Raw genomic sequence first — 6,230 nt, forward strand, 5'->3', positions numbered from 1 at the left:
TGAGTAACTGGATGCGAATATGGAAACGATGAAATTGCACTCTCATATTGGGGCAGATGGTATCTTGCAAATCCAGACACCTACGGATTTAAAAGATACTCCTGTTGAGGTAGTGGTGGTTATACAGCCTTTACCCAACACTGATGTTGCAACATCATCTGAAGTGGAACCTCAATATAACGCCTGGGGAAAGCCTACAACCAAAAAATCCATAAGTAATGCAATTGCCAGAATGCAAGAACTGCGGCAACAAGTGGCACTAGATAAAACCTCGCTCCGCTCCATGATTGAAGAGGGGCGAAGATTTTAATGCAGTTTGTTTTGGATTGTTCTGTAGCAATTAGCTGGTGTTTGGTGGATGAAAATAACGATTATGCTAATGGCATACTGGCAATGATGCCGGATGCAGAAGCATTTGTACCAGGAATTTGGTCACTAGAGATTGCTAATGTTCTACTGGTAGCTGAACGGCGTAACCGCATGACTACTGAACAATCATCAGAAGCTATTGCTTTGTTACAGTCACTATTAATCCTGGTTGATACGGCTACTGATGCCAACGCCTTAGATGCAACGCTGATGCTAGGGCGACAAGAAGGTTTAGCTGCTTATGACGCAGCTTACTTAGAATTGGCATTGCGGTTAGGATTGCCCCTAGCAACGATTGATACTAGATTAGCCCAAGCGGCTACAAGGTGTGGAGTAGATTTGGTCATTGTTGATGATGAAACTTCTTCTTAAAGGTACGCTTCATAAGTCAAACAGTATCTCAGACTGTTGAGATGCTACGTGTAGCGCTCCATCCCGCGCATAGCTGCAATGTGCAGTCCAACAGCACGGAGGTTATCTTTCATTTTCAACCAGCGAACGCAACATAAACTATAGTTCTTGTCCTTGATGCTGAAATAAACTGCAACGCCTGGATCGTCCGGTTCTCTAAAATTGGCATACAGTAAACCATCCCGCCGGAGTGGTACGTTACTAGAAATAACTGAGTTTTTTGCACCCAACAGTCTAAGTTCATTGAGCAAGTCGTCACGGGCAACTGAGAAACCAACCTCAAACCGTGCAGTTTCTCGCTTGTGTTGTGGGGTTCTAGGGTAGATGATCGCTCAGGTGAGGGGATAGGCTGAGATGTCATTTGTCATTGCGATCGCTACCTATACCAGATAAAAGTAATAGGTACTGAATTAGGATGATCAGCTTCAACCTGAACAACTTCATCGGAACAGTATGATGTTAAATCACCATCATCTTTTTTAATCCAGTATTCATACAACACATTAGTGTTTAGACACTCCTCAAGTTTGAAACTAGCTCTAGCAATAGCTAGTAAAGTCAACTCAATTACAGTTTGTGTTCCAAGCTTTAATATTAGTTCTTGCCAAAACTCTTCTTTGTCAACATGTCCAATTGTGTAATAACCCTCAACCTCACCAGTATCATATTTAAGAACATTGTCAATCTTCATTTTTTGTGCCTATTACTTTAAATACTTCTTAACATTTTCTGAGTCATAATTTTTCTTACTATTGTTTCTATAAAGTGATGCAAAATCGAGAAACTCAAGAACAGCGTCTTCCTCCATCCACTGCTTGTTATATATGTGCATAATCCAGTCACACAAACTAGCATCATCAGTAATCTCATTAAAATCTACATCGTAATTCATACGTCTATGACGCATAACGTTTAGCTCAGGCACATATTCCCAATATTCAAGATTGGCCAAAAATTCTCTAATATCACGCTCCACCTTTTCTTTTAACTCGTTTGGTGTGTAAAGACGAGACTCTTGTTTCTTTTTGCCTCCAATCCTCATAACTTTCTCCTTATACTCTGTAATTAATGTTTTGAGACAGTATATACTCAATGCAGTAATTAATGCAGTAATGCAGTATGTCAGTAATTGCCCTTGTTAATCAAAAAGGGGGCTGCTCAAAGCACAGAGAACTAGAAAAATACTAACTGCTATGGGCTTGGCTCATAATCAATGCAAATAATTAGACCAGATAACAATTCTTGTAAGGTTTCATCTGCAACTTGCCCCAACTGTTTAACAAATCGTTCTGTTGAGATGCTACGAACTTGCAAAACATTTCCCGCCGAATCGCGTTCAAGTTGATTTTCAGGACTGGCGGCAATTTTCACCATGAAGGGGCGAGCGCTAAATTTCTCTTGCCAAGTTGTAATCGGAATAATGATTCTCAGGGGGATGGGGTTAAAGATTTCCGCACTGATAACTACCACAGGGCGAGTTTTCTGGATTTCTTGCCCTCTAGTCGGGTTGAGATCGACTAACCAAATTTCACCACGTTTGGGGTTAGTCATGTTCAAGTTCCCAATCCTCAGTATCTAATACAGAAAATTCTGTGAGTTCTGGGTTGGTGAGAAAGTCATCGGCGGTTTGAGGAATGAACTGAGCGAGGTGCTGATGTCTTTGTGCTAAAGTCATTGCCGCAATTTCTCGCAGGGATGGCTCAGATGTTGTCATTTTTGGTGCAAGTTTTTGCCGCAGGAATTCGGTGAAGTCTAGAACTTCTTGCTGTTTTTCAGGCGGTAGCTGGCGTAAATTTTTTAAGATTATTTGCTCAATGTTAGCTGTGTTTTGCATGAGTTTCTCTCTGTTGTTTCTCTACTCGGTATTGAAAGTGACTCATCAAGTCCAAGCGCGTAAATTTCATTATCATTGCTCATTTCACCCCGAAACTGAAAAAATCTCACAAGGCTCAATGCCCATTAAGCAATGGGCGGCTTCCCATACTTTGAGAATAAATCGTTTAACGCCTCCTCTAACAATCTTTGTACTGTACTGTCCTCCTCCAGTGCTAGTTGTTTTAACTGTTTACTAACAGCAGGATCAAAATGACCAGCGATCGCTCTTTTACCCACTCGGCTCGGCGGCACTTCAGTTTTACTACGGGGTTGCTCCACCTCTTCAGTTTCAGTGGTTTTAGGTTTCACTGACTTTTGAGGCTCGGATGCCTTCTTTAAAGAATCCGCAAGATTAGTTTTTCTTACCATCTGTATACAGGTCTACATAACTACATATCTACTTGTCTACAGTTTAACTTGTCTACAAATCCATTTATAGAGTTGCCAAATCTCCTCGGAGGCCTTGCCCTTCGGCTCATATTCCGTCACAGAAAGCCCTGCGGACAGACAGCGAACAAAGGCTGTTCTTTCAAAAATTCTGACAGGTGCGACAGGAATTTTATACTCCTTAATCGCCTCTGCCGCTTCATCACCCAACGACCCGCGAGTAGGGACAGCGTTCAAAACCACTGTTGCAGTTTTCTTGGCTAAATTTACTAAATCAATGGTGTCAGCGATCGCCCTTAAATCTAAAATCGAAGGTTGACAGGGTATGAGAATTAAATCTGCTGCACGTATAGCTGAGAGGGTAGCTGATTCACTGTGCGGGGCAGAATCTATTACCACCAAATCCACATCATTTTCCTTTGCTGCTTCCAGAACATTTTCCAATCGCGGTGCTTGACATGAGATTACTGTCGGATATTCTGCCTCACGCGAATCTCCCCACTTCGCAGCTGAACATTGGGGATCTAAGTCAACCAGGGCTACTTCTTTCTTTTTTAGGGACGCAGCAGTAGCAACACTAATACTTATTGAGGTTTTGCCCACACCACCTTTTCGTGATATGACTGATACGACTTTCATGTATACACCTCTACATAGTTACATTTCAACATTTATACAGTTGGACATTATTACATCTATATGTGTACACAATTAACCAGTAAGTCAACCGCCATAAGCTCCACTCGGATTTTAGTGAATAGAGGGCATCACCGTGGTCGGGTAGCAGGACTATATCGCTATAATCCCGCCCCCTCAGAACCGGACTTGCGCTTTGCAACGCATCCGGCTCAAGCAAGTCATAAACTAGGCTCCGGTTTGTTTATTACCAAAAACCCATCGGTCAAATGGTCTATCAAGATTTAGATTTCCCCAGTATTTAGCCTTACGCCAGCTATCAGATTTATTTCGATGAGTGCGTTTGGCATACTTTTTCTGTTTCTCATATAACCAATGGTCAAGAGAATTGAAAATTTTTGAGGCTACCCCAACTCGGAAGTAATTCGCTTGTCCCCGAATAATCGGATTAAGCTTTTTAATGACTCTCAACTCTTTTTGGGTTAAAGAAAGATGACCTCGCAATCTCTGGACGTAATTAGCAAGCCCTTCTTCCCCCAAGGGCCGCGTCGAATATTCTGTTGGCATAGCTGATTCAAAAGGTGCTAACTAGGTTCTCTTTTAGGCAAAGTTTGTCTTAGCGTAAGTTTCTGTACGATTGCTACGAGAACGCCTTCAACAACTTTTTGAATGAATCCGTTAATTTGTATAGATACCTATCCCTTCCGCATCATAATGATTATCATTTTTATTAGTTGTATATTTCACTTTCTGGAAGTCCCTTAACCTTTTTAGAATTGAGAACTCAGTTAATATCAAGGTTTTAATTTTTTATTTTTAATATGTAAAAATTCACTAAATCCTTAAAATGCTTGTTATATATGAAGTTTATTTTTTATCTGGCCAGATTTATTAAATAAGTATAGTGTATATATTCCGTAGTAATGGTAAAGCCTCTTGGTTAATGTTAAACTTTTGTAAAGCAAAGTGCTTTTAATAGATTTTAGATATATTTTATGCAAAAATAAGACACAAACTGCCAAAGAATTGTTCCTGTCCAAAGCTAGAAAGTCAGTAATATTTAATTTATACAGCAGTAAAAGATTTATAAAGAAGCACATTCAGCTTATAAGTGACTTGTGTTTCAATGGTGTATTTGCCCAAAAAAAAAGCATATTATGGTAAGTCATGAGAAATAAAAAGCAAAGCAATATTGATGAAATACTGAAAATTTTAGATGAGGATGAGTTGAAAATTAGAAAGTTTTTCAACTTATTCAATGATTCAACAAGTGATATTTCATGTTCACTTTTACAGGAGGTCTCTGCTTACTTGTCAAGAATTTGGTTCGAGTGGTAGCTATCACTTTAAGCTTGAGTTTATACAATTAAGCAGCGTAAAACTGTAATATTTATCAAAAGTTTTAATTGGTGTTTAGCCGAGATATGCGGCTCAATACATTATTATTCTATTAGCTCTGAATTATTTGTCGATTTTCATTAATCAGAGATTTCCCAATTAGGCGGACAGCATCGCTGCTAAAACCAGATAAAAGGATTGCAGATGTGCGTTGGGTCAAGATAGATAAAGCATCTGCGCTTATGGATTGGGAAACAGCATGGGCTGGCTACTCGGCAGAAGAGGTACGTGAAAAGCAACCACAAATATTCATCCCTGGTCTGCTAGTCGATGAAAATATTGTCGTGCTAGCTGCACATAAAGTCTTGATCTGGGGGTGAAATCAGCAGTGATACCGAAACTTACGCTAAGGACTTGATGAGGCACTTTTAATACTGCGATGGCGTACCCGCCCGCCGTAGGCGATCGCCAGGAATAAAACTGTACCAATTGAAGTCTCGGAAATTTAGAAGCTTCAAACCCAAGATGAGCCGTATTAAATTGTTGCACTAAATAATCTATAGGTTAATTGGTACATCGAGAATTCCCAAAAATATCGATTTGCAGAATGCTTATTTAGTAAGGTTTTCAGCCTTAGCGTAAGTTTCTGCACGGATGCTCATTTGACCCCTATGAGCAGTTATTTAACTACTAAAAACTACTTTTCCAAATTGAGTTTAATTTCCGTGATGCCAAGCAGTTTTGGGGATTGGGAGATTTAATGACTAAGAGTCAAACGGCAGTGACTAATGCAACAAACCTCTCATTCTTTATGGTCAATTTGTCCTATTAGCTTCTGACTGATTTCCATCTTTGTAATCCTGGTTGTGGCATTGCCGACCTCAAGGCTTACTGTCGAGGTTTTCAATATGTCCACGAAACCATTAAAATGCTTCCTCAACAACCTGAGCCTATTTTGTTGGCTAAAATTTTCCGTAAGCTCATAGATTTGGGTCGTATTCACACCCTTTCAATTAGGGTTCAAAGTTCATAAATTGGCGAAGGTATTGTTACAATAACTATGATTTTTCTCTATAATTTCTTATATATTAAAAGACAGTAATCAACTAAAAAATACATCTAGCATGGAAAAGACACGGTAATAAACGGTAATAAACGGTAATCTTAATTTATTGAGTAAACATATTGAATAAAAAGTTGAAGGAGAGATTAAA

The 6,230-nt window shown here is 39.5% G+C and carries 11 protein-coding genes and 1 pseudogene; 4 read left to right on the top strand and 8 right to left on the bottom strand.

Features of this window, described 5'->3' with window-relative positions:
* Positions 1-19: 19 nt before the first annotated feature.
* Both FD725_RS31990 and FD725_RS31995 read left to right on the top strand, forming a co-directional pair.
* Positions 20-310, top strand: coding sequence for a hypothetical protein (locus FD725_RS31990; RefSeq protein WP_179052193.1), 291 nt, complete (start codon positions 20-22; stop codon positions 308-310).
* Positions 310-741 carry a type II toxin-antitoxin system VapC family toxin gene (locus FD725_RS31995; RefSeq protein ID WP_179052194.1) on the top strand — a complete coding sequence of 144 codons (432 nt, stop codon included), beginning with the start codon at positions 310-312 and terminating at the stop codon, positions 739-741. Before FD725_RS31990 ends, FD725_RS31995 begins: the two co-directional genes overlap by 1 nt.
* 44 nt (positions 742-785) lie before the next feature.
* Here FD725_RS31995 and FD725_RS32000 read toward each other — a convergent pair whose 3' ends face one another.
* The 8 genes from FD725_RS32000 to FD725_RS32935 form a co-directional block, all read right to left on the bottom strand.
* Positions 786-1,010 (bottom strand): hypothetical protein, encoded by a 225-nt coding sequence (locus tag FD725_RS32000; protein WP_179052195.1) that lies wholly within the window; start codon positions 1,008-1,010, stop codon positions 786-788.
* 146 nt (positions 1,011-1,156) lie between these two features.
* Complete coding sequence (locus FD725_RS32005; RefSeq protein ID WP_179052196.1) at positions 1,157-1,471, bottom strand: hypothetical protein; 315 nt, start codon at positions 1,469-1,471, stop codon at positions 1,157-1,159.
* Between the two features lie 12 nt (positions 1,472-1,483).
* Positions 1,484-1,822, bottom strand: coding sequence for a hypothetical protein (locus tag FD725_RS32010; RefSeq protein WP_179052197.1), 339 nt, complete (start codon positions 1,820-1,822; stop codon positions 1,484-1,486).
* A gap of 149 nt (positions 1,823-1,971) precedes the next feature.
* Positions 1,972-2,331: a type II toxin-antitoxin system PemK/MazF family toxin gene (locus FD725_RS32015; protein WP_179052198.1), complete on the bottom strand. Its 360-nt coding sequence runs from the start codon at positions 2,329-2,331 to the stop codon at positions 1,972-1,974.
* Positions 2,324-2,614 (bottom strand): DUF2281 domain-containing protein, encoded by a 291-nt coding sequence (locus tag FD725_RS32020; protein WP_179052199.1) that lies wholly within the window; start codon positions 2,612-2,614, stop codon positions 2,324-2,326. Before FD725_RS32020 ends, FD725_RS32015 begins: the two co-directional genes overlap by 8 nt.
* Before the next feature lie 125 nt (positions 2,615-2,739).
* Positions 2,740-2,964, bottom strand: coding sequence for a ribbon-helix-helix domain-containing protein (locus tag FD725_RS32025; protein ID WP_179052200.1), 225 nt, complete (start codon positions 2,962-2,964; stop codon positions 2,740-2,742).
* A gap of 96 nt (positions 2,965-3,060) precedes the next feature.
* Entirely contained in the window at positions 3,061-3,681 is a 621-nt protein-coding gene (parA, locus tag FD725_RS32030) for a ParA family partition ATPase (RefSeq protein ID WP_179052201.1), read from the bottom strand.
* 225 nt (positions 3,682-3,906) lie between these two features.
* A complete protein-coding gene (locus FD725_RS32935; RefSeq protein ID WP_256872063.1) occupies positions 3,907-4,245 on the bottom strand; it encodes a group II intron maturase-specific domain-containing protein in 339 nt (112 codons plus the stop codon).
* A 1,013-nt stretch (positions 4,246-5,258) separates the two neighbouring features.
* Between FD725_RS32935 and FD725_RS32040 the strand changes: the two genes are divergently transcribed.
* Together FD725_RS32040 and FD725_RS32045 are read left to right on the top strand one after the other, a co-directional pair.
* The gene (locus tag FD725_RS32040) at positions 5,259-5,396 is read left to right on the top strand and encodes a hypothetical protein (RefSeq protein WP_179052202.1); all 138 of its coding nucleotides are present in this window, start codon (positions 5,259-5,261) and stop codon (positions 5,394-5,396) included.
* Positions 5,397-5,710: 314 nt separating this feature from the next.
* Positions 5,711-6,049 (top strand): annotated as a pseudogene (locus tag FD725_RS32045) (IS4 family transposase); the annotation flags it as partial.
* Positions 6,050-6,230: the final 181 nt, after the last annotated feature.

It is taken from the genome of Nostoc sp. TCL26-01, from assembly GCF_013393945.1.
Lineage (GTDB): Bacteria > Cyanobacteriota > Cyanobacteriia > Cyanobacteriales > Nostocaceae > Trichormus.